The sequence below is a fragment of the Bacillus sp. 05T22 genome (assembly GCF_056396765.1).
In genome coordinates this window covers 1-20,943 of record NZ_JBFTMC010000114.1, presented here as the reverse complement: position 1 = coordinate 20,943, position 20,943 = coordinate 1, and the positions used below count along the sequence as shown (strand labels likewise).

The 20,943-nt window shown below is 35.2% G+C and carries 26 protein-coding genes and 1 pseudogene; 9 read left to right on the top strand and 18 right to left on the bottom strand.

Annotated features, from left to right (window positions below; all coding sequences use genetic code 11):
• On the bottom strand, positions 1 to 1,082 hold a 1,082-nt coding region (locus AC1DIT_RS23470), incomplete at its 3' end, for a DRTGG domain-containing protein (protein WP_476998442.1).
• Positions 1,083 to 1,328: 246 nt separating this feature from the next.
• On the opposite strand from AC1DIT_RS23470, the gene AC1DIT_RS23465 reads away from it, so the two are divergent.
• Positions 1,329 to 1,490 carry a hypothetical protein gene (locus AC1DIT_RS23465; RefSeq protein WP_016116601.1) on the top strand — a complete coding sequence of 54 codons (162 nt, stop codon included), beginning with the start codon at positions 1,329 to 1,331 and terminating at the stop codon, positions 1,488 to 1,490.
• Positions 1,491 to 1,528: 38 nt separating this feature from the next.
• Here the strand turns inward: AC1DIT_RS23465 and AC1DIT_RS23460 are convergent, their stop codons facing one another.
• Entirely contained in the window at positions 1,529 to 2,212 is a 684-nt protein-coding gene (locus AC1DIT_RS23460; protein ID WP_016116602.1) for a metal-dependent hydrolase, read from the bottom strand.
• A gap of 148 nt (positions 2,213 to 2,360) precedes the next feature.
• Between AC1DIT_RS23460 and pepQ the strand changes: the two genes are divergently transcribed.
• Positions 2,361 to 3,458, top strand: coding sequence for a Xaa-Pro dipeptidase (gene pepQ / locus AC1DIT_RS23455; protein ID WP_016116603.1), 1,098 nt, complete (start codon positions 2,361 to 2,363; stop codon positions 3,456 to 3,458).
• Positions 3,459 to 3,486: 28 nt separating this feature from the next.
• Here pepQ and AC1DIT_RS23450 read toward each other — a convergent pair whose 3' ends face one another.
• Positions 3,487 to 3,891, bottom strand: a complete 405-nt coding sequence (locus AC1DIT_RS23450; protein ID WP_016116604.1) for a DUF3221 domain-containing protein — start codon at positions 3,889 to 3,891, stop codon at positions 3,487 to 3,489.
• A gap of 190 nt (positions 3,892 to 4,081) precedes the next feature.
• On the opposite strand from AC1DIT_RS23450, the gene AC1DIT_RS23445 reads away from it, so the two are divergent.
• Positions 4,082 to 4,915: a DUF2785 domain-containing protein gene (locus AC1DIT_RS23445; RefSeq protein WP_016116605.1), complete on the top strand. Its 834-nt coding sequence runs from the start codon at positions 4,082 to 4,084 to the stop codon at positions 4,913 to 4,915.
• A 13-nt stretch (positions 4,916 to 4,928) separates the two neighbouring features.
• Here the strand turns inward: AC1DIT_RS23445 and AC1DIT_RS23440 are convergent, their stop codons facing one another.
• The 8 genes from AC1DIT_RS23440 to AC1DIT_RS23405 all read right to left on the bottom strand — a co-directional run bounded on the left by AC1DIT_RS23440 (position 4,929) and on the right by AC1DIT_RS23405 (position 9,245).
• Positions 4,929 to 5,135 carry a hypothetical protein gene (locus tag AC1DIT_RS23440; protein ID WP_016116606.1) on the bottom strand — a complete coding sequence of 69 codons (207 nt, stop codon included), beginning with the start codon at positions 5,133 to 5,135 and terminating at the stop codon, positions 4,929 to 4,931.
• A gap of 64 nt (positions 5,136 to 5,199) precedes the next feature.
• On the bottom strand, positions 5,200 to 6,219 hold the full coding sequence (locus AC1DIT_RS23435) for an anti sigma factor C-terminal domain-containing protein (protein ID WP_476998441.1): 1,020 nt from the start codon (positions 6,217 to 6,219) through the stop codon (positions 5,200 to 5,202).
• A complete protein-coding gene (locus tag AC1DIT_RS23430) occupies positions 6,200 to 6,709 on the bottom strand; it encodes an RNA polymerase sigma factor (protein WP_016116608.1) in 510 nt (169 codons plus the stop codon). The genes AC1DIT_RS23435 and AC1DIT_RS23430 overlap by 20 nt, the downstream gene beginning before the upstream one ends.
• 135 nt (positions 6,710 to 6,844) lie before the next feature.
• Positions 6,845 to 7,189, bottom strand: coding sequence for a DUF6176 family protein (locus AC1DIT_RS23425; RefSeq protein WP_016116609.1), 345 nt, complete (start codon positions 7,187 to 7,189; stop codon positions 6,845 to 6,847).
• 3 nt (positions 7,190 to 7,192) lie between these two features.
• A complete protein-coding gene (locus AC1DIT_RS23420; protein WP_016116610.1) occupies positions 7,193 to 7,987 on the bottom strand; it encodes a GNAT family N-acetyltransferase in 795 nt (264 codons plus the stop codon).
• The gene (locus AC1DIT_RS23415) at positions 7,984 to 8,316 is read right to left on the bottom strand and encodes a cupin domain-containing protein (RefSeq protein ID WP_016116611.1); all 333 of its coding nucleotides are present in this window, start codon (positions 8,314 to 8,316) and stop codon (positions 7,984 to 7,986) included. Before AC1DIT_RS23415 ends, AC1DIT_RS23420 begins: the two co-directional genes overlap by 4 nt.
• A gap of 27 nt (positions 8,317 to 8,343) precedes the next feature.
• Positions 8,344 to 8,562 carry a hypothetical protein gene (locus AC1DIT_RS23410; protein ID WP_016116612.1) on the bottom strand — a complete coding sequence of 73 codons (219 nt, stop codon included), beginning with the start codon at positions 8,560 to 8,562 and terminating at the stop codon, positions 8,344 to 8,346.
• A 248-nt stretch (positions 8,563 to 8,810) separates the two neighbouring features.
• On the bottom strand, positions 8,811 to 9,245 hold the full coding sequence (locus AC1DIT_RS23405) for a hypothetical protein (RefSeq protein ID WP_476998443.1): 435 nt from the start codon (positions 9,243 to 9,245) through the stop codon (positions 8,811 to 8,813).
• 178 nt (positions 9,246 to 9,423) lie between these two features.
• Between AC1DIT_RS23405 and AC1DIT_RS23400 the strand changes: the two are divergent.
• Positions 9,424 to 9,681 (top strand): annotated as a pseudogene (locus AC1DIT_RS23400) (helix-turn-helix transcriptional regulator).
• A gap of 2 nt (positions 9,682 to 9,683) precedes the next feature.
• Positions 9,684 to 10,088, top strand: a complete 405-nt coding sequence (locus tag AC1DIT_RS23395; protein WP_016133277.1) for a hypothetical protein — start codon at positions 9,684 to 9,686, stop codon at positions 10,086 to 10,088.
• A gap of 162 nt (positions 10,089 to 10,250) precedes the next feature.
• Here the strand turns inward: AC1DIT_RS23395 and ald are convergent, their stop codons facing one another.
• On the bottom strand, positions 10,251 to 11,384 hold the full coding sequence (gene ald, locus AC1DIT_RS23390) for an alanine dehydrogenase (RefSeq protein ID WP_016116615.1): 1,134 nt from the start codon (positions 11,382 to 11,384) through the stop codon (positions 10,251 to 10,253).
• Between the two features lie 276 nt (positions 11,385 to 11,660).
• Positions 11,661 to 12,458: an SDR family oxidoreductase gene (locus AC1DIT_RS23385; protein WP_016133278.1), complete on the bottom strand. Its 798-nt coding sequence runs from the start codon at positions 12,456 to 12,458 to the stop codon at positions 11,661 to 11,663.
• A gap of 148 nt (positions 12,459 to 12,606) precedes the next feature.
• Here AC1DIT_RS23385 and AC1DIT_RS23380 point away from each other — a divergent pair, with 148 nt between their 5' ends.
• Both AC1DIT_RS23380 and AC1DIT_RS23375 read left to right on the top strand, forming a co-directional pair.
• Complete coding sequence (locus tag AC1DIT_RS23380; protein WP_006096151.1) at positions 12,607 to 13,065, top strand: universal stress protein; 459 nt, start codon at positions 12,607 to 12,609, stop codon at positions 13,063 to 13,065.
• Positions 13,066 to 13,346: 281 nt separating this feature from the next.
• Positions 13,347 to 13,541: a hypothetical protein gene (locus AC1DIT_RS23375; protein ID WP_476998440.1), complete on the top strand. Its 195-nt coding sequence runs from the start codon at positions 13,347 to 13,349 to the stop codon at positions 13,539 to 13,541.
• A 162-nt stretch (positions 13,542 to 13,703) separates the two neighbouring features.
• Here AC1DIT_RS23375 and AC1DIT_RS23370 read toward each other — a convergent pair whose 3' ends face one another.
• The 5 genes from AC1DIT_RS23370 to AC1DIT_RS23350 form a co-directional block, all read right to left on the bottom strand.
• Positions 13,704 to 13,856, bottom strand: coding sequence for a hypothetical protein (locus AC1DIT_RS23370; protein WP_016116617.1), 153 nt, complete (start codon positions 13,854 to 13,856; stop codon positions 13,704 to 13,706).
• 42 nt (positions 13,857 to 13,898) lie between these two features.
• Positions 13,899 to 15,278 (bottom strand): catalase, encoded by a 1,380-nt coding sequence (locus AC1DIT_RS23365; RefSeq protein ID WP_016116618.1) that lies wholly within the window; start codon positions 15,276 to 15,278, stop codon positions 13,899 to 13,901.
• A gap of 971 nt (positions 15,279 to 16,249) precedes the next feature.
• Positions 16,250 to 16,591, bottom strand: a complete 342-nt coding sequence (locus AC1DIT_RS23360; protein ID WP_003201064.1) for a zinc ribbon domain-containing protein YjdM — start codon at positions 16,589 to 16,591, stop codon at positions 16,250 to 16,252.
• A gap of 290 nt (positions 16,592 to 16,881) precedes the next feature.
• Positions 16,882 to 18,270: an argininosuccinate lyase gene (gene argH, locus AC1DIT_RS23355; RefSeq protein ID WP_016133279.1), complete on the bottom strand. Its 1,389-nt coding sequence runs from the start codon at positions 18,268 to 18,270 to the stop codon at positions 16,882 to 16,884.
• The gene (locus tag AC1DIT_RS23350; RefSeq protein ID WP_016132103.1) at positions 18,267 to 19,472 is read right to left on the bottom strand and encodes an argininosuccinate synthase; all 1,206 of its coding nucleotides are present in this window, start codon (positions 19,470 to 19,472) and stop codon (positions 18,267 to 18,269) included. The genes argH and AC1DIT_RS23350 overlap by 4 nt, the downstream gene beginning before the upstream one ends.
• 166 nt (positions 19,473 to 19,638) lie before the next feature.
• On the opposite strand from AC1DIT_RS23350, the gene AC1DIT_RS23345 reads away from it, so the two are divergent.
• Together AC1DIT_RS23345 and AC1DIT_RS23340 are read left to right on the top strand one after the other, a co-directional pair.
• Positions 19,639 to 19,956 carry a hypothetical protein gene (locus tag AC1DIT_RS23345; protein WP_016116621.1) on the top strand — a complete coding sequence of 106 codons (318 nt, stop codon included), beginning with the start codon at positions 19,639 to 19,641 and terminating at the stop codon, positions 19,954 to 19,956.
• A gap of 279 nt (positions 19,957 to 20,235) precedes the next feature.
• Positions 20,236 to 20,943 (top strand): N-acetylmuramoyl-L-alanine amidase family protein (locus AC1DIT_RS23340; protein WP_476998439.1); only part of this gene is annotated, 708 nt, incomplete at its 3' end.

Here is a 20,943-nt window from a genome sequence, read left to right as displayed (position 1 = left end):
GTTGTAAATACACCATATGATAATGTTCCAAATGAACTCGTCATTTGTGGTGTCACAGAAAATTGATAACTGTGTTCGTTCTTTGCTTCTTTCGGAGTCACAAATTGATTTGTGACGATATCCTCAATCGTTTCTCCAACTTGCGGTTGACGTTGAATCATTTGCAATGCTTGAAGTACATCTTGACGGCTAATAATCCCTTGCAATCGGTTGCCTTCATCGACAACAGGAAGAAGTTCAATCCCTTCCCATACCATCATGCGCGCTGCCGCTGCAACAGACATTTTCCCATTCACTGTAATCGGTTGCTTTGTCATCACTTTTTCAATTGGTGTTTCTTTTGCGATGCCAATCATATCTTTTGAAGTAACAATCCCTAATACCTTTTTATTTTCATCTACAATTGGATAACGCCCATGCATTGTTTCTTTATTATACGCATGCCATTGCGCTACTTTATCACTAGGTTTTAAATATAACGTTTCTTCAATTGGCGTTAAAATATCTTCAACGAGTACGATTTCCTTTTTGATAAGCTGATCATAAATGGCACGGTTAATAAGCGTTGCCACAGTAAATGTATCATAGCTACTTGAAATAATCGGCAACTTTAATTCATCTGCTAACTTTTTCACATGATCTTCTGTATCAAATCCACCTGTAATTAATACTGCAGCTCCTGCTTCTAATGCTAGTTGATGTGCATTCGTACGGTTACCGATAATTAGCAAGTTTCCTGCTTCTGTATAGCGCATCATCGCTTCTAATTTCATGGCCCCAATCACGAATTTATTTAATGTTTTATGTAATCCTTCTCTTCCGCCAAGCACTTGGCCATCGACGATATTGACCACTTCGGCATATGTTAGTTTTTCAATATTTTCCTTTTTCTTTTGTTCAATTCGGATTGTTCCGACACGTTCAATTGTACTAACATACCCTTTATTCTCTGCATCTTTAATCGCACGATAGGCCGTTCCTTCACTTACACTCAAATCTTTTGCAATTTGGCGCACAGAAATTTTATGCCCTACCGGCAGGCTATTAATATGTTCTAAAATTTGATTATGTTTGGTAGCCAAATGGTTTCACCATACTTTCTTTTCCCTAAATTCTTCATGTGTTGTATTTTTAGTATACTATATTTCCGAAACTGTTACACTGTACTTTTATGTATCTGTACTATTTTTTTTATAACAAAATGACTCTTACATTCCATCGGTCACATTCTTACAACAGTGTAATGCTATTGTCATCTCATTCGATAGTCTGTCCATCATTTCAAATGTACAATAAAGACAAGAAATCAAACAAAGGAGCGAATGAAAATGAAAAAATTTTTAGAAATTGTAGGTGCTGTATTTTTAGCTTTCGTTGATGGAAAAAAGGTTGCAGTGGAATTAAATGAAGCACCAGAACAAATATTACCAGAAAAAGTAAAAGAAACACCAAAACAAGCACCGACTTTCAAACCTATTTTACACACATAAAAAACCCTTCACTTGTCTTTTCAAATGAAGGGTTTTTTTTATAGTGTAATGCTTTCTCCAGCTTCTAATACCTTACCTGTACTACATGTTAGTTTTTGGACAAAAAGGTGCGGATTTTGCTGGATGACTGGGAATGTATTATAGTGCATTGGCACAACCGTTTTTGCTCCAATCCATTCCGCAGCTAACACTGCATCCTCTGGTCCCATTGTAAAATTATCACCAATTGGTAAAAATGCTACATCGATATTATTAAGAGAACCGATTAACTTCATATCGGAAAATAAAGCAGTATCTCCCGCATGATACACTGTTTTTTCTTCTGCCGTAAATAAAATTCCAGCTGGCATTCCTGTATATGTAATCGTCTGATTTTCTTCATCAATATAACTTGACCCATGGAATGCTTGTGTAAATTTCACTTTTCCAAAATCAAACACATGTGAACCACCGATATGCATCGGATGTGTATTCACACCTTGCCATCCTAAAAATGTTGCGAGTTCAAACGGTGCCACAACAACCGCATTATTTCTCTTCGCAAGCGCTACTGTATCGCCGACATGATCACCATGACCGTGCGATAAAATAATCGCATCTACCTTGACATCTTCAGCCTTTAAATCTGTTTTCGGATTACCTGTTAAAAACGGATCAATTAAAATAACCTTTCCATTCGTTTCAATCTTTACAACTGAATGCCCGTGATAAGATACTTTCATTATTACATTCCTCCCTTATTCACATTCACACCTTTTATTCTACATGATTTCATAATTCCCTGTCTTTTCAAACAACGATTTACTTGTCATAACGCTTTCATCCGATGTAAAGTTATATATGTAACTCAAATCTCGGAGGTGCAAATCTATGAATACTAGATTAGAAAACTTAATGCAATGGCTACAAGAACAAAACGTGGAAGCTGCATTTTTAACTTCTACACCAAACGTCTTCTATATGACAAACTTCCATTGTGAACCACACGAAAGACTACTCGGTCTATTTGTATTCCAAGAAAAAGAACCGATTTTAATCTGTCCTAAAATGGAAGAAGGTCAAGCTAGAAACGCTGGCTGGGCACATGAAATTATCGGATTTACTGATACAGACAAACCATGGGATATGATTGCAAAAGCAATCGCAGATCGCGGCATTGATGTAAATGCAGTGGCAATTGAAAAAGAACATTTAAATGTAGAGCGCTATGAAGAATTAACAAAATTATTCCCGAAAGCATCTTTCAAATCCGCTGAAGAAAAAGTACGCGAACTTCGTTTAATTAAAGACGAAAAAGAACTTTCTATTTTACGCCAAGCAGCTCACATGGCAGACTACGCTGTTGAAATCGGTGTAAATGCAATTGAAGAAAATCGTAGCGAATTAGAAGTGTTAGCAATCATCGAACATGAAATGAAGAAAAAAGGCATACATAAAATGTCCTTTGACACAATGGTATTAGCAGGCGCAAACTCTGCACTGCCACACGGTATTCCAGGCGGAAACAAAATGAAGCGCGGTGACTTCGTACTGTTTGACTTAGGTGTAATCATTGATGGTTACTGCTCTGACATTACACGTACAGTCGCATTTGGCGATATTTTAGAAGAACAAACACGCATTTACAACACTGTACTAGCTGGCCAATTACAAGCGGTTGAAGCTTGTAAACCAGGTGTTACACTTGGCGAAATTGACAATGCTGCTCGCTCTGTTATCGCAGATGCAGGTTACGGAGAATTCTTCCCGCACCGCCTTGGTCATGGACTTGGAATTAGCGTACACGAATATCCAGATGTAAAAGAAGGCAACGAATCTTCATTAAAAGAAGGTATGGTCTTCACAATTGAACCAGGTATTTACGTACCAAACGTAGGTGGCGTTCGTATTGAAGATGATATTTATATCACAAAAGACGGATCAGAAATTTTAACAAAATTCCCGAAAGAATTACAGTTTGTGAAATAAGAAAAAGGTAGCGACTGCGCTACCTTTTTTAAATATCATTTTTCTCTACTATCTCAAACTTATTAACAGTCATTTTCCCTGGATAACTTTCAAGTATCTGAGAAGACCATACTCTTATTTTATATCCTGATTTCAACTGTTTATATGCATTTTTATCACCCAAACGTAGAATCGTATCCGCTGGGATGTTCATGTGTTTTTGTTGATCCACATACCTCTGCAACTCTTTTTTCGTGTCGAATTTTTTATTGCTAGCGAAATATACAGTCGTATTTTTCACTATAACGTATCCTTCCATAGCACCTTGTTCTGTTTGTTGTTGCACACTCGCCGGCTCATTCTCAGTTTGCTCATTACGTGTACATGCTATTAATATTACGAAAGAAACAGTAAATAAAACATACACACACAACATCCATGTGTTTCTCTTCATTTCATGCCTCCATTATAGAAACTTCATTAATCAATCCTATTTCTAACATTTTTTGTTCGTCTCTAATCGTTTTTTTGAAATCCTCAATAAATGATTGATTTGTTGAAGAAAGGTATTTATTTCTTGTATATTCTCCGTTTCTATCATAATATTAAAATACAGAATTTTCTAAATAAAAAGGAGAGATTACATGCAACAACTTCAAAAACAATTAGAAGAAATAAAAGCTAATCATTACGCTATAGATTCCACTGTAGATATTCATGATTTAAGTTCAAAAATGCTTCAATATATCGGTGTACCAGATGGCTATTTACGAGATAAATTAATCTATACGACCTTTTATCATCTCATCACAAACGATCATATTACACACAGGCATTTACAGAAATTATTGTCCCAAAGTATAAGCGAGCAATATTTATTTTACAAAATTAACACTGACGATACAGACGCTGTATTTACTCGATCATTTACAACACTATTAATTGCTTTAATCATAAACGCCGATACAAAACATAACTTTTTATCACAGTCTGACATATTAGATGTGAAAGACAAATTAATGTTATATATGGACCAAGAACATGATTTCAGAGGTTATGTTAACGATCAAGGCTGGGCTCATAGCATCGCTCATGTTTCCGATACATTCGATGAACTCGTTCAAAATCCAAAACTTGAGGCCTCCTATTACCCTGAAATACTACAAACCTTGTTAGAAAAAATAAATGTACATACAATGTATTACAAGTATGAAGAAGATGAGCGAATTATCACTCCTATCATTGCCATGCTGAAAAATGGTTTAGTTGAAAAAGAACTCATCTCAGCTCTTCATTCTTTAGTAAATCAATTACAAGTTCAAAAACCTGAATTACCTATCGAACCTTATGAAGCGTTATATGGAAATATAAAATCGCTCTTGCGTAGCTTGTTTTTTAGATTACGAACACTTTCTATATGCAAAGAAACCGAAAACGAGGTTGAAAATTTATTAAAGGAATTACGCCAATACTACTAAAAAAGAAGGCCACTCAAAAAGTGCCTTCTTCCATTTCACTAATATTTAGTTGAAACTTTACAATCCAAACTGAGAAAAGATGTACAAAAATCGCGATAGCCATACATGTCCCACTTAAAAAAGTTACAATTGGGTGCGAGTATGAATGTCCTAAATAATAAGATGCTCCTATGAAAAACATTGTTATGTAGATGTAGATTGCTCCATGTATTTGCTTCATATAGGCCCCCTTTTCTCCATATTATACCATAAATTTTCAGATTATTCTAATTAATGTTTTGTAATCAATATTTCTCAACTGTTACACCTCTTACAGCTGCTTTTATATACGGTGAACTTTGTAAATTTTTTAAATTCTCTGTCTTTCCTGTTACGACTACGCCGTAGATTGGTAGGTCCTTTGATGGTGTATTTTTAATTTCTTTATAATATTGATTAAAATAATCGTTTGGTATACCCTCACTATTCTCTGCTAAATACTTCATTTGATCCAGAAATTCTTTTGAATTTCTTGTTAAATCATTTTTAATATTTTCTCGCGCTTTTGCATAACTCCCTTCAAAGCCAAATACTTTTATAGCCATTTCAGCATTTAATACCGCACCACTCTGAGGATCCTTTAATCCTACATACGTATCGGCCTTTTTTTCATTATATGTATCAGCCCAAAACCAAACAGGTTGTATACCTTTTGGTAACATCTCCACAATTTGCTCAGCCGTATATGCTTTATCAAAAGATAACGCTATTTCCGCAACTTTATTTTGCAGCTCTCCAATGTCCTTTAAATCATTCACATAATTTTMATACGTAACGAAAGGCAAGTAAAACCTCATTTCCCTTTGCATTGTTTGAACATTATAATCTGGTAACTTAATAGTCTCTCCCTCTTTATTTACCTCTTCCTCATCTAACCTAACAAGTTCACCATTATAGTGCATCATCCTATAATTCCATACACCTRATTCATACATCTCATTTGCCCATTTCACTGGTTGTCCCGCTATATTTTTATAAGAGTTATATATGATGGTTCGACCTATCATACTATTACTTAAATTAACACTGCCACTAAAGCGTATATTCGGTCCTTGGACAGTATGTAACGCAGCCACTTGTCTTTCCATCCTTTCAAAAGTTTGTTGTGAAAAATATGCTGTTCCTAAAAACAGTCCTACGATAACTACAACAGACGCACAAATAGAAATAATCCAGTTTCGCAAAAGTTGTTTTCGCTTCGCTCTCTTCATCAAAACCTTCATCTGCTTCTCATCCATATCCAGCTCAAAGTCCTTCCGACTCATCATTCTTCCTCCTATACAATTTCTTAAATTGATTCCGCGCACGGTACAAACTTGTTTTCACTGTTTCTTCTTTCATACTTAATAAAACGGCAATTTCTTTATAAGAGAGTTCATACTCATATTTCAGCAATAACATATGCCGATAATCTTCTGTCATCGTCTCTAGTATTTCTTGTACTTCTCCTTGAAGCTCACTTGTCAAAAGAACTTCGTCTAATGATTTTTGACTAATAAGAACAACTGATTCAATCGCAACTGGATTTAATCGTTTTTCTTTCCGGTATAAATCACGATGCTGATTAATCGCAACGCGGAATAACCATGGTGTTAATCGTTCTAACGGTATTTCCTCCATAAGCAGAAGAGCTTTATACAACGTATCTTGTACGATATCTTCTGCTTCCTTTCTTTCTGCGCCGATCTTAATTAAGTATCCATAAACAGCTTTTGACTTTTCTATCAATAATGATTCAAACGTATCATAACTCATTCTGCTCTCCCTTCTACATACTCAACGTTTGAGAGCTTAAAATGTATACAACTTTCCCCAAAAAAATTTTTGCAAACAAAAAAGCCCATCTATTTTGATGCGCTCTTTTCGTTCCATACAAAGAATACCATTCTATTACTTCATCGCTTCTTTGACAACATCTTGAATCATGACAACCTCTGTTTCCATATTAGCAGCGGGCGCTTCCTCATCAATACATTCATACCAAAATTCCAAATGCTTTTTATCAACTTCGTGCCGAGAAGCTTCGACATCTATCCCGCCTTCCCCTTGCACAGAATACCAATATAAATACTCTTCTCCATCTCTTATTTCCCGGAAAATTGTCTCTACATACATTTTCTCGTCGTTTAATGTCAAAAGCACTTCTTTCATATGGTCATTTAACATCTTCATCCATTCATCAACACGGTGACTTTTCCCTGACTTCACTTTGAATCTTGTTAATTCAACATTCATGTTTTATCCCTCTACTTTCTTACGTACATATAAAACATATTCCACTGGATGATCAAAACCTAGTTTACTAGCAAGTCTTTGTGAGGGTATATTATCCACATTACAATCCCAGCACGGCGTAATACCATTTTGTATGCAATGTTCTATAAAATAAGTGGCGACTAATTGAGCAAACCCTTTTCCTTGATAGTTTGGATGTGTTGCGATGTCAATTTCAGCAAAACGATTACTCCTAAAAATCGAGACGCATTCAGCTACTACTTTTTCATCTTGCAGAATACAAAATCCAAAACCAGCCTTCAAGAACGCTTCTTTTGAACCCCAATATTCTGTATAATACTGTTCCGTAAATTCAGTACTTTTTTCGATTATGTTTCTATCAATCCGCATAACCTTGTATGTAGAATCATCTAATTCTCTTTTCCTATCTTCGAAGATATCTCTCTGAAATAGAATTTTTTTTCGAGGAATTTTTCTAAAAGAATCCTTGAAATGATTTTCAATAATGCTTTCCCACTCTATGCTAGAAACAAATAATGAGAATCGCTTCTCCGTTGTTAAAACGTCATTTTCAATATAAGAAAACAAAGTATGTTGAAATTCCTGATCATGTGTATCTCCAAACAGGTAGTAAATGCCATTAACAGTCACAATCATTCCCACTGTTAATCTCTCATTTACAAAAATCTCACCATCTATTATTCGATTGCATACTGCATAGGCAAAAGTAGATGTCTGTTTGTTCTTTTCTAAAACCGGAAGAACCGTATGATATTCTGCTAACGCTAACTTTCTCATACGTTCTCCACAATAACCGTATCCGCATCTAAGTTTTCAAAACAAAGATTAACAGTTCGCTGTAGTGCCCTCGTTCGGTGAATGGTACCTGCTGGAATTAAAATCGAATCATTTGGTTTTAATACAGCTGTATCCTTATCTTGAAAATCGATAAGCAATTCTCCCTCGAGTACCATAAATAGCTCATCCGAATTGGAGTGAAAGTGCCAATCATATTCCCCTGTAAATACCGCAATCCGTAAACAATGATTATTCACATTTGATACAACAAAATTTTTGTGCCCTTCTGTAATATCTTTTGTAAGTTCTAATAGGTTTACCTTCTCCATCGTTATTCCCATCCCCTAATCCATTTACTATTTCCCCCAAAACCATCCAAGTGCAATAATCATCATACAAATCCAAAAGCCGATTGTTCCAAAATCAATATCTTTTTCCTGTTTTTTCTTCCTTACCTTTTTTACTTCTTCTTTTAACTCTTGTACACTTTGTTCTAATTTAACAATTGCTTCTTTCATTTCATTCAGTTCACTTTTCTCTTGTACTTTTTCTTCTGACTCTTTTGCTAAGTTCATTGCTATGCACCCTTTCCGCAACGTTCTATTCCATTCTAGCGCTCTCATTTTTTAATCTATTTTTATCCCGCATTAACTGGAAGCAAGTCCCTCAAAAGTTAGGGGGATGACTGCACGTAAAAAGCCCGATTGGTGAGGAGTAACCATCAGTGGTGGATGAAGTCCCTACTGATTGAAGCTTCATTTTATTAACGTCATTCTTCATCATTCTGAATAGTAAAACATTTCATAGCAAATTAATTTCAGTTTTAATCTCCACCGCCTCCACAATCTCCTCCTCCACTATCACCTGAACTACTACAATCGTTATCGCTATAGTTTACAAATCCACTTGATGAATTGGAGGAATAAGAAGAGCGTTTCCTTTTCTGCTTTCTTTTCTTATCTTTTTCACTTTCACGGCTTGGCCATATTGTATCAAACAKCACAAAAAACATACCCACTGCTACCATTAAAGCAATGACCCCTAAGGTTTCTTCCAAAAATTCAGGTGTTATTTCTAATTGGTAAAATCCCCCTAACAGAAACATGCATACAATTACATAAATGATCATGCTAATATATCTTGCTATTTTCTCTATCCTAAGAGCCAATTTCTTTTCAAACGATATATTCTGTTCCTGCTTTTTCTTTATATATTTCTGCTGTTTTATCTGTTTTTTCTTCCTACTCTTTCTCCCCATGACATCACCTCTTTTATTTTCCGCATACAATTACAAACTACCATATGGAGAGCTCTGCAAACAAGAAAAATATACCAATTAAAAGGTTTTCAAAATAAAAATACTCTCTAAATCTAGCTATGTAACAGTAATGTTCCCTTTACTTTTTGTAAAGTTACATTTACAAATTACCTGAAAAATGGTTAAAATCAATGTAATAAATTTGCACAAAGGAGAAATTGTGGATTTGGCCACAAATAAAGTAAAACAATTCCGCGTTGTTAGAGACATCACCCAAGAGCAACTTGCTTCTGCTGTTAACATCACCAGGCAATCCCTCATCGCCATCTAGAAGAACAAATATAACCCCAGCTTAGAATTAGCCTTAAAACGATGTGAGTTTTTTGATCGTAAAGTGGAGGATTTATTTCAATTAGATAAAACTGGGGAGGAATAATAGTGAAAAATAATTCTACTCAACAAACAGCATCGTATATTACCATTCTTTTATTAGGAACTGTATTCTTTTATTTTGATGCAGGCCTTGAAGTGAGCCTTATGTATGCTGTAGGGTTTATCATCTTCTCATCGGTGTTTGGACTCTTAAGGAAATTATTCTTTAAGAAGAATACAGGAGCAGGAGAGTATCCATTACCAGAGATGGACGAACGAATTGAAAAGTTGAGTTTGAAACTTTATGCTCAAATTTTTGGACTGTCTCACTTGATTGGTGCAGTGATACTTTTATATATAACCAATAAGAATACGATGATACGAGTAGAATATGTTCTATATTACGTGATAGGAGTTCTTTTCTTCACAATGATGTTCGGCTTGAAAATTGTAAAGAAACTAGACCAATAAGTGATAAAAAAGGAAGCAATTAAAAAATATTAACAACAATCTCTTGTATTTTTCTTTTTCAGCAAAGACAATCCCGGACTGATAGAACATATTATATGTATGTTCCGCCGCCAAATACAAAAAGACCCTCCTTATACAAGGAAGGCCTCACAATCATTTCTATTATGATAAAGCAGGAGCTTTTTCAAGAAGCTCTTTCGCATCAGCGTATTGTAAGCCGTGAGCTTCTGCAACTGCTTCGAATGTTACATAGCCGTCTAATGTGTTAATACCTTTTAATAATGCAGTATTGCCTAGGCAAGCTTGTTTGTAGCCTTTGTTAGCAATTTGTACTGCATATGGTACTGTTACGTTTGTTAATGCAAGAGTTGATGTACGTGGAACCGCACCTGGCATGTTTGCAACTGCATAATGAACAACACCGTATTTTTCATAAGTTGGGTTATCATGAGTTGTAATGCGGTCAGTTGTTTCGAAAATACCACCTTGGTCGATTGCGATATCTACTACAACAGAACCTGGTTCCATTGATTTAATCATTTCTTCTGTTACAAGTTTTGGAGCTTTTGCACCTGGAATTAATACCGCACCGATAACAAGATCAGATTCTTTTACAGCTTCTGCAATGTTATATGGATTAGACATTAATGTTTTGACTTGATTGCCAAAAATATCATCTAATTGGCGAAGACGTTCTGCACTTAAGTCGATAATTGTTACGTCAGCACCTAAGCCCACCGCGATTTTCGCTGCGTTTGTACCAGCTTGGCCACCGCCGATAATTGTTACTTTACCGCGTTTTACCCCTGGAACGCCTGCAAGTAAGATACCTTTGCCGCCTTTATTTTTTTCAAGGAATTGCGCACCGATTTGTGCAGACATACGACCAGCCACTTCACTCATCGGTGCAAGTAGTGGTAAAGAACGATTGTCTAATTGTACTGTTTCATAAGCGATTGATACTACTTTGTTGTCAATTAATGCTTTTGTTAATTCTGGTTCTGGAGCTAAGTGTAAGTATGTGAATAAAATTAAACCTTCGCGGAAATAACCATATTCGCTTTCTACTGGCTCTTTTACCTTCATAACCATCTCTTGATTCCATGCTTCCTCAGCAGTTTCAACAAGTTTCGCTCCAGCTTGTACGTACTCTTCATCTGTAAAGCCAGATCCTAAACCTGCACCCTTTTGAACAAAAACTTCATGACCATTGTGTATTAAATGTACAGCACCAGCTGGCGTCATTGCCACGCGGTTTTCGTTGTTTTTAATTTCTGTTGGAATACCGATACGCATTATTAATTCCCCCTTGAGTTATGAAATGACCCCTGAATCATTTTTTAAAGCGCTTTCTACGCTCTTATATTCTAACATAATATCTCAATATTTGACAAAAAATAATGCGAGTTTTCCGATAGATTTTGCCCCGCATTAACGGACAGTAATATCCCCCTCTCAAGATGAAAAAGCCCCAAAATTAGGTGGGGGATACACTATCCATAAATGCCTGATTGGTGAGGGCTAACCATCATTGAAGGATAAAACTCCCCAATGATGGAAGTTTCACTTTATCTATCTTTGTCGATATCGGTGAATAACATCAACTGCCCCTGTTACTTCTATAATTGTGCCTGTAATCATATCAGAATCTTCTTCGCATAGAAACGAAATTGTTCGAGCAATATCTTCACCTGTTCCAGATCTACCAATTGGTGTTCTAATGTCTTTCATCGTACGCGCCTGCTTAATTGTCGCCTCTTTCATTTCACCAATAATATCTCCTGGACAAACCATATTCGCTGTAATGCCATATTCCGCTTCTTCATAGGCAACTGTTTTCGTTAACGAAACAAGTCCTACCTTTGCAGCCGCAAATGCAGAACGGTACATCCAGCCAGGTGCACTATCTGCCCCTTGAAATCCGTAATTGATAATGCGACCAAAATGCTGCTTCCTCATAATGGGAACGACAAGTTTTAATAAACGGAACACTGCTGTTAAATTCCCTTGTATCATTTCATTCCATTCATCTTCTTCATAATCAATTAACTTTTTACGTTCAAACACATAAGGACCTGCATTATTAATCAAAAAATCAATTTTGCCAAAACGGCTAATTGCTTCTTCTACTATTTTATGTAAATCTTCTTTTTTCGTGACATCTGCTTGTACGAACTGCAGACGTTCTTCTATATGTTTATACTTTTCTTTCATTGTTTCTACAGCACTTATATCGCTATGATATGTTACAGTTACTGAATATCCTTTAGCTAATAAATTCTCTGTTACTTGCTTTCCTAAACCTTTCGTACCGGCCGTAATGAGCGCGTGTCTCACAAACATGCCTCCTTTTAAATTGCTATACTTCATATGTAACAAGTTCTCCCTACAATTACAACTAAAAAGAATTGGAACAGAGTTTTCAAAATTCTGTAACGTTTCTGGCAAGCACGTTACCATATTTTGTTTTATAATTAAGTTGTAAAAGCTTATAAAAACGAATTGGGAGGAATCTACTATGAATAATACATATACAAATATTTTAATTGCAGTGGACGGTTCCAAAGAAGCAGAAAAAGCCTTTAAAAAAGCAATTCAAGTCGCAAAGCGCAACAACGCAACATTAACAATCGCTCATATCGTTGATGTAAAAGCATACTCTGCTGTAGAGGCATATAGCCGCGCAATCGCTGAGCGTGCAAATCTCTTTGCAGAAGATTTATTAGAAGACTACAAAAAGACTGCAACTGAAGCTGGCCTTGAAAAAGTAGAAACTGTATTAGAATTCGGTAATCCAAAATCTAAAATCTCAAAAGAAATTGCTCCAAAACAAAAAGTAGATTTAATTATGTGTGGTGCAACTGGTTTAAACGCTGTAGAACGATTCTTAATCGGTAGCGTCTCTGAACATATTATTCGCTATGCAAAATGCGATGTCCTTGTTGTTCGTGGTGAAGAAGAGCAAGGTGACATTTAATAAATAACGAAAACACCAAGTCTTATGCAGATTTGGTGTTTTTTATTTTATGTATTTTCCTATGAAGACAAGCTAAGATTACCATAACACTCGCAAATAAAAACAGTGGAAGAAACTTTTACGACCATAATCCCCTCATTAGTGTAGCCACTACCAAATACGCCTCATAATCCATCCCTTTCTTTTACTTATCACCACACTAATCTACATAATTTAGAAATCAAAGGATAGAATATATCCGTTCGGTTACGCTAAGAAAAAGATGAAAAGGGGGATACTACATGGGAGATCACGAACGAATTATTTTAGATGTAAATGATGAAGAACTTGAAATGCTCGATACGATCTGTTCGCATTTTAAAGAAAAACATGGCGTTGAGCTGAGCCATGGTGCATTACCAAGAAGAAAAGAAGCCATTTTGATTATTCTTTTTTTATTGAAAGTCAAGCAATTGAATGAATATATTTATATTTAAATGATTTTATATAATGTCACACATTTTTAGGCCGAAACAAAAAGGATAGGAAAGCAGAAATAAAAACTGCTATTTCTATCCTTTTTTGTACTACAAATGACCTCATTTACACAACAACATTTTTAGTATGTTGTTCAACTAACGCATGCGTTAGTTCAATAATTACTCGCTAATCGAATCTGCTGTTTTTACAAGGTCTTTAATAGTGTAATCTTTTGTAACATCTGGTGATTTAATTAAAGAAATCCCACGATAAAGTCCATCTTTTTTCCAACGAATAATTTTCGTATTTTTACTATCCTTATCAATAATCACTTTTGTTCCATCTTTTAATTTTGTTGTTTTTTAATCTTCTTATCACTTTTTCATTTCAATCTCAATTCTCTTTGCTAAGTCAGATGATACTTTATTGAAATACTCCATAATTTTCTTTCTAATATCATCAGATATAACTTTCAAATCACTAGTTAAATTTTCGACAAGATGTTCTTTTTCTATTTGAGTTAACCTCGTATAGAATTCACCAGCCTGCCCAAAATCGTCTTGCTTTGTTATAGAAGTTCTTTCTAGTTTGCCTTCAACATATCTTCCATCACCACTTGTAATTTGATTAGTTGATGTCCAATTTTGCTGTTGGTTAACCGGTAATTTACGAAATTCAGCTCCAATTCTTCTTCTTTGAGAATCACTATAAATATTGGCACGGCCCTGCAGTATTTTATCATCAGATAATTCTGCGCCGTCTAGTAAATTAGAAGGGGAGAAGGCGACTTTTTCTACTTGCTCCATATAATTATCAGGATTTTTATTTAATACCATTTTGCCTACTGGTATTAGGGGATACTCTTTTTCATCCCATACTTTTGTATCGTCTAAAGGATCATAAGAAAGATTTGCTTCATCCTTTGGGTCCATGAGCTGGACATATAATCCATATTCCACCAGTTTACCACCCGCAATCGCATCGTATAAATTTTTACCAGCGTAATCAGGATTTTCAGCGGCTAGTCTACTTGCTTCTTCGCGACCAATGTATTGTACACCTTCAAATGGGTACCAATGGTATTTAACGTACTTTCTAATACCTTGAGCATTTCTCCAAACATATGTATTTACACTATGTCCTGGAATGTGGCGAAGACTTTTTACCGTACCAGCATCAGAGTATAAACGTACAACAAAATGAATTGATTCAGGCGCTCTTGCTACAAAGCTCCAAAACCTATCAGGGTCAATTAAATTATTTTTTGGTGAAGGTAAGAATGCTTTAATAAATTCCGGAAATCGTATCGCATCACGAACAGAAAAGACAGGAATGTGATTACATAAAAGGTCAAAAACACCTTCTTCTGTATAAAATTTTGTAGCAAAACCACTTACATTTCTAGATGTATCAGGTGTTCCTTTCGTACTGACAGCTAACGAAAAGCGAACCATAACAGGAACTTTCTGATTAAAATTTTGTAAAAAACTCAGTTTTGTATGTTCGGACATCGAATATATCGTTTGAAAATAACCAAATGCACCAAATCCTTTTACATGAACAGGTCTTTCTAAAATCTTTTCATGAATAAATTCTTGTAAGGTTTCGTGTAGTACACCATCTTGTTCCAGTACAGGTCCCCCAGATCCGATCGTCTGGGAATGAAGTTTAGCTGGCTCATTGGAGAGGTATCGATTCTCATAATGGCTTTCCTCTAATAAGGTTTGCCTCTGTTTATGATGCTTTTCATTCATTATTATAGCCTCCAAAATTTAATTTTCATCAATCGTTACTAAATATGATTTTTAAGGCTCGAATATGTATCTTCTTCTTTTATTTTCAACATTCATTAGAAATATAGTTTCTTAAAGTTAGTAGCATTTTTCAGGGAATTGCAATATAAAGTGAATTTGAACCGATGTGTAAACRGACCGCTAGTTAAAGAAAACTCCTATGCAGTGGACCTTTTTGAACAGGTAGAATTATGAAAAGATGAAGATGAATATGAAGAAGGAAAAGCTTCTTTAAATAGAAGCTTATTTTTGTGTGATAAAAGGAACAGAACTTTTTTAAGCCTTTCAAATAAATGTAAGAGGTTAAGTTACGCCCTGAATTTATTTTCAGAACTTAGATTGCCAGACAATATAGGTTTTGCACTTGACTTTGTTAAGTGTGGATTTAAAATAAAGTCACGATGTTTCTAAAAAAGATGCGATGTTTTGAAGATAGTCGCGATGTTTGCAAAAAAGTTATGATGCTTTGCCCCTTTTGAATATAGCTATCTAAAGGGATGTAACAAATTTGTATTTTAAGATTTATGTTGTTTAGTCTAGCTCACTGATTGTGAAGTAAACAACTTAAATGTGACTTAAAAAACTTAACCGTGACCTAGAATTTTTCTATATAACTGATCTCTTTGAGAAAATATATATATTTGTTCAACCACCGGGCGCGATTTTGGAAGATCGAAGGTAGAAAATGATTAAACTTTTTTATAAAACCATAACTTAAAACTGCTAGAGAATAATCCATTTTGATTAATCTTTTTTCAAAATGGATTATTCTTATTTACCATATAATATGGGTTTGTAGAGTGTTTTTGATTAAACTTTATTTCAAGCCAACAATAAGAACGTATATCCTTTTTTTCATAATAAAAAGACATTCATTACGTGACAAAATCACCTTACTGAACGTCTTTTCAATCACTTTTATATGATTATCTTTATGCCTTTTTAACAAATTCAGATTTTAATTTCATAGCTCCAAAACCGTCAATTTTGCAATCAATATCATGATCTCCATCAACCAAACGGATACTCTTCACTTTTGTACCTATTTTTATAACTGATGAAGTTCCTTTTACTTTCAGGTCTTTGATTACTGTTACAGCATCACCATCGTTTAAGATATTTCCATTTGCATCTTTAACAACCTTTTTACCTTCACTGTTTTCAGTTTCTGATTCTAAAGCCCACTCATGAGCACACTCTGGACAAACAAAAAGACTTCCATCTTCATAAGTATATTCTGAATTGCATTTCGGGCAGTTTGGTAAGTTTTGCATATTTTTTTATTTCCTCCATTATAAAAATCACTTTCAATTCCCTTTCTTATATCCTCGTAAACATAACAATTGCGAACTTGAAATTCACAAAAAACAGGGATGTTCCTTATATACTGCCATAGTATTTCCAGATTGACAAGCCAGCTTTACATGAACATGTTTTCTAAAAAATAAAAGGAGAGTACATCGTATCATGCGCTCTCCTTTCCCCTTTAACACACTTATTATTTTTTCTAGTAATAAAAAAGAGGATACTCTGCTCCTTTATGGAACTTAGTATCCTCTCATCCTTATAAATTTACGGTTTCTCCCACTAGCACCTTCGCTTTTTCCAGCGCTTTTTGAATTTGTTCGAACCCTGTCCCACCTGCACTATTACGACGTTTCACCGCTGCATAAGGAGAAAGAACTTCATATAAATCCTCTTCAAATGACGGACTCATCTCTTGATATGTTTCTAGCGGTACATCTAATAAATAAATTCCTTTTTGCGTGCAATGAAGAACAAGCTTTCCGACAATTTCATGTGCCTGACGGAATGGAAGTCCTTTGCTTGCTAAGTAATCAGCAATTTCTGTTGCATTAGAGAAGTCTTGTTTTACGGCTTGCCCCATTTTTTCTTTGTTTACAGTCATTGTTTCTAGCATACCAGCCATAATGTGCAGGCAGCCTTCTACTGTTTTAACTGTATCAAACATACCTTCTTTGTCTTCTTGTAAATCTTTGTTATAAGCAAGCGGTAAACCTTTCATTACCGTTAATAAACTAAATAGGTTGCCGTATACTCTTCCTGTTTTACCACGGATGAGCTCGGCCATATCAGGATTTTTCTTTTGCGGCATAATGCTGCTTCCTGTTGCGTACTGGTCACTCATCTCAATAAATTGAAACTCCTGACTACTCCATAAAATGAGCTCTTCACAAAAACGTGATAAATGCATCATTAATATGGATGAATTGCTAAGAAACTCTAATATGAAATCACGGTCACTTACCGCATCTAAGCTATTTTCATAGATTCCTTCAAAACCGAGAATCTCTGCGCTATACGCACGGTCAATCGGAAATGTCGTCCCTGCAAGCGCACCTGCGCCAAGCGGAGAAATATTAATGCGTCCCAGTGAATCTTCATAACGATTTACATCGCGCTCTAGCATCCAAAAGTATGCAAGCACATGATGAGCGAACGAAATTGGCTGTGCACGTTGTAAATGTGTATATCCCGGCATAATCGTTTCAATATTCTCTTCTGCTTGATGAACAAGAACCTTCTGCAATTTCTTCGCAGCCTTTATGATGTCCTGCACTTTTTCCTTTAAATATAAGTGCATATCTGTAGCAACTTGATCGTTACGACTTCGGCCTGTATGAAGCTTGCCTCCTACTTCACCAATTTTTTCAATTAACATCTTTTCAATATTTAAATGAATATCCTCAGCTTGGACAGAAAACGCAAGCTTATTTTCTTTTGCTTCATCTAGTAAATGTTGTAAACCTTTTTTTATTTTCTCTGCTTCTTCTTTTGTTACAATTCCCTGTTTCGCCAGCATCGTAACATGCGCAATACTACCTTCAATATCTTGATTCGCTAATTGCTGGTCAAAGGAGATGGAAGCTCCAAACTCCTCGACCCACGCTTCTGCTTCTGCTGTAAAGCGACCTCCCCAAAGTTTGCTCACGCTTCCACCTTCTTTTGATTCACTTGGCTGTATACTTTTGTTGGAAGACCAAATAAAGAAATAAAGCCAACTGCTGCATCATGGTTAAATTCATCATCCACTGTATATGTCGCTAATTTTTCATCATATAGAGAGTATTCTGATTTACGTCCTTCTACAATTGCATGACCTTTAAACAATTTCACACGTACTGTGCCTGTTACGGATTTTTGTGTTTCTTGTAAGAAAGCAGCAAGTGCTTGTTTTAAAGGTGAGAACCATAAACCGTTATAAATTAATTCTGTTAATTTTTGTTCAATCATCGGTTTAAAATGAGCGACTTCTTTTACAAGTGTTAAATCTTCTAATTCTTTATGTGCTGTAAGTAACGTCATTGCCGCTGGACATTCATACACTTCACGTGATTTAATCCCAACAAGACGGTTTTCTACATGATCAATACGTCCAACACCGTGTTTTCCAGCAAGCGAATTTAACGTTTTGATAAGTTCTGAAAGTGAATAAGAAGTGCCGTTTAATGTTGTTGGTACCCCTGATTCAAATCCAATTTCTACAAACTCTGGTTTATTCGGTGTATCTTCTAATGCTAATGTCATTTCATATGCATCTTCTGGAGGTGCTGCCCATGGATCTTCTAAAATTCCACATTCATTGCTACGTCCCCATAAGTTTTGGTCAATGGAAAACGGACTATCTAAATTGATTGGAATCGGTACATCATTTTCTTTTGCATACGCAATCTCTTCTTCACGTGACCATTTCCATTCACGTACTGGCGCAATCACTTCTAAATACGGATTTAATGCTTGGATAGAAACTTCAAAGCGAACTTGGTCGTTCCCTTTTCCTGTACATCCATGTGCAACAGCACTTGCCCCTTCCTGCTCCGCGATTTCTACTAGTTTTTTCGCAATTAACGGACGTGATAACGCTGAAACAAGTGGATATTTTCCTTCGTATAATGTATGACCTTGCAATGCCGTCAATGCATATTCATTCGCGAATTCTTCTTGAACATCAATCATGTAAGATTTAGTAGCACCTACTGAAATGGCTTTTTCTTTTACAAACTCTAAATCTTTACCTTCCCCTAAATCTAAACAAAGTGCAATGATATCATAATTTTTCTCTTGTAACCATTTAATTGCAACGGAAGTATCAAGACCTCCGGAATATGCTAACACAACTTTTTTCTTCTCCATTTTCATATCCCCCTAAAGAATAAATATTCATTATCATTAATATTAATTCACACTTTAACACCTTTCACAAAATGAATCAAGGGATATTAGCAAAAAAATTCTAACAATTCCATCGAACTTCTTTCTTTTTTTCGATACAATGGAAACAGAAAATGGGGGTGTCTATATGGAACAATATTTTATATACGATGAACACCTAGGAATAGAAGTACCTGACTTACAAGTAGAATGGGAAGATATCCCTGAAAAAATGCAGCATGCTATTTTATTAAAGTGGGAACAAATTCGCGGGAAAATACCTGATCGTATAAAAGAACTTGAATATCATATTAATCAAAAACAACATCGTTTAAATAACGAAGAAAACTTTGAAATTTCCTGTAGCCTCAATTCTGAAATCGCTGATCTTGCCTCCATCATTAACGATTTATGGCTTTGGTATCGCCTTACTCAAAATGTATCTGAGGGGAAAGCGCATCAATAATAAGCCAAATAAAAAAGCATCTACAAATAGATGCTTTTTTATTTGTAATTCCATCCTTTTTCATATGAGTCTAATAAATTCKGTTGATTCAAACGATTAACCGATAAATCTCTTCTTTTCTTTCATAAAAAATTTCTCGCATTCAAAAGTTTTTTATTGTATCATGATGCACATGTACAGGAATAGGAAAAACGTTCCAAATTAGATGTATATTAAAAACTAGTAATTTAATAAAACTAGCTATCTATTTATCAGGTAAATACAGAAAGGATTGTAAATATGAAAAAAAAGCTTCCAATTATCATTTTATCTAGTGCTTTATTGTTATCTCCCATACATAGTTATGCAAACACAGAAATAAGTAAAACTCCCCTTCATACAGAAGACCATTCCAAAGCAACCGAACAAACAAAAACATTAAAAACAGATGAATTCATAGACGATATTTCAAAAAAAAACGATGTCTCAACTGACAAAAAAGAGCAAACTCAAGAAAATAATGTAACTACCGATAAAAAGGAACAAACTCAAAAAAATAATGTAACTACCGATAAAAAGGAGCAAACTCAAGAAAATAATGTAACTACCGATAAAAAGGAACAAACTCAAGAAAATAATGTAACTACCGATAAAAAAGAGCAAGCTCAAGAAAATAATGTAACTACCGATAAAAAAGAGCAAGCTCAAGAAAATAATGTAACTACCGATAAAAAAGAGCAAGCTCAAGAAAACAGTCTAGCTCCCGCTACAAAAGAACAAACTCAAGAAAGTAAAACTGAATTAAATACAAACAAGGAAGAGAAAAACAAAAAAGAAGGATGGATTAAAGAAGGAAATGCTTGGTACTATTACTCAAATAATGAGAAAGTAACAGGATGGAAATATGACCAAGGTAGCTGGTATTACCTACATGGCAATGGTGCTATGGCTACTGGATGGACAAAAATTAACGGCTCTTGGTATCTCCTTCAACCTAATGGTGTAATG